At 71.3% G+C, this 1,910-nt stretch carries 2 protein-coding genes and 1 pseudogene; 2 read left to right on the top strand and 1 reads right to left on the bottom strand.

Annotated elements, in window-relative coordinates:
- Positions 1-109: 109 nt before the first annotated feature.
- Positions 110-1,060, bottom strand: coding sequence for a cytochrome b/b6 domain-containing protein (locus tag GH736_RS22100; RefSeq protein ID WP_159607106.1), 951 nt, complete (start codon positions 1,058-1,060; stop codon positions 110-112).
- A 237-nt stretch (positions 1,061-1,297) separates the two neighbouring features.
- Here GH736_RS22100 and GH736_RS24755 point away from each other — a divergent pair, with 237 nt between their 5' ends.
- Both GH736_RS24755 and GH736_RS22105 read left to right on the top strand, forming a co-directional pair.
- Positions 1,298-1,435 (top strand): hypothetical protein, encoded by a 138-nt coding sequence (locus tag GH736_RS24755; RefSeq protein ID WP_170963971.1) that lies wholly within the window; start codon positions 1,298-1,300, stop codon positions 1,433-1,435.
- A gap of 164 nt (positions 1,436-1,599) precedes the next feature.
- Positions 1,600-1,910, top strand: a pseudogene (locus GH736_RS22105) (hypothetical protein); the annotation flags it as partial.

Raw genomic sequence — 1,910 nt, forward strand, 5'->3', positions numbered from 1 at the left:
GTCGAGGGCGTCGTCGTCGATGAGCGGCGTGGTCACCATCGCACGGTACCGCGCGAGGGCGCGCGCGTCAGCCCTGCGTGAGCCCGGCGCGCACCTGTGTCGGCCCGGGTCAGCCCTGCACGCGCCCCGAGCCGGCCGCGATGCGCTTCAGCAGGGGCGGCTTGGCGAGCACCCACGCCACGACCATCAGGGCGACGGATGCCGCGAACACCGTGAATCCGACCCAGTCGTCGGTGTCTCGCGCGGCGTACATCTGGTTGAGCTTCACCAGCGCACCCGTGGTGAGCACGAGCACCACGTGCACGAAGACGAAGGCGAGGAAGAACAGCATCGTGGGGTAGTGCAGCGACTTGGCGAGCTTCTCGGGGAACGCGCGCACGAGCGGGCCCTCGAGGGGCCAGGCCGACGAGAGCCGCAGGCCGGTGAGGATCGCGATCGGCGACGCGACGAACACGATCACGAAGTAGGCGAGCTGCTGCAGCGAGTTGTAGACCACCCACGAGTCCTCGGTGGGCCAGTCGAGCGAGGCGTACTGCAGCGCCGCCGACAGCGCGTTGGGCACCACGGCCCAGTCGGTGGGCACGATGCGGAGCCACTGCCCCGTCGCGAAGAGCAGCACGACGTAGACCACGCCGTTGAGCACCCAGAACGCGTCGAGCCAGAGGTGGAACCAGAGGAAGATGCCCATGCGCCGCGGGTTGCGCTTCGTGCGCGGCCACCGGGTGTTGTCGCGCGTCCAGAAGCCGGGCGGGCGCTGCTTGGATCGCAGCTGGAAGCCCGTGCGGACGATGAGGAGCAGGAAGAACGAGTTGAGGAAGTGCTGCCAGCCGAGCCACGCGGGAATGCCCACGGGGGTGCCCTCGGGCGGCGGGAGGATGCCCGGGTAGGCGTCGAGGAACAGCTCGACCGCCGGAAGGGTGCGGAGCCACCGGGCGACGAGCACGACGACGACGAGCAGCACGAGCGAGACGGCCACCCACCAGAGCGCGCGACGGCGCTGCCCCTTCCACCAGTCGGCGGCACGAGCGGCGCGGCTGGGCTTCGGCGTGGTCACGGTCATCTCCGGGCGGTTCCTTCTCGGGCACGTGCGGGTCGGTCGCGACGGCCGGGCGCGGGCGCGCCGACCGCGGCGGTGAACAGCGGATGCCTCGACGATAGCGTCGGCGGCCGGGAGCGCGAAGTCCGCACGCAACAGCGCGCCACACCGCTGATGGCCCGTCACGCGACCGGCTCACAGCGTCCGGCACTAGGGTTGCGGCCACGGGGCCGTCCAGGCTCCCGATCAAAGGGCGTCACCGTGTCAGACAAGTCACCGAAGAAGTCGTCCAGCAAGACCGCAGCGTCGAAGACGCTCAAGGAGAAACGCGCCGACAAGAAGGCGAAGGTCGCCGGCCGCGCCGGCAACGACGTCACGGACGCGACCCACCGCAAGTAGCGGGGAACGATGAGGGCGCCGCTCCGGCTCACGGATGGCGCCCTTCGTCGTCGCTCCCGCCGGATGGCGTGCCCTCCCTTGACGCCGGCCGCAGCCGGGAGGAGGCTCGCGACGAGGCATCCGCCGACGACCCCGCCGACGCCTCCGCTCGAGAGGGAGGGCTCATGACGCGACCGATCGAAGGCGTCGGGACCAACGTGGCGGCGTTCGTCGGACTGGCCGAGGAGGGTCCGTTCGGCACGCCTGACACGATCGACGGCTGGGGCACCGACGAGGACGAGCTGTTCGACCGCCTGCGGGCACGCCCCCTCGGTCGTGCCGTGAAGAGCTTCTTCGACAACGGCGGCGCGACCGCGGTCGTCGTCCGCGTCGAGGACGCGGGCACCGCGGCCGTGCTGGACGGCCTCGCGGCGCTCGACCGGGTCGACCTCGTCAACCTGGTGGTGCTGCCGGCGGAGTGCGCCGATCGCGACGA

It is taken from the genome of Agromyces humi, from assembly GCF_009720255.1.
In the GTDB taxonomy this organism is placed as follows: Bacteria; Actinomycetota; Actinomycetes; order Actinomycetales; family Microbacteriaceae; genus Agromyces; species Agromyces humi.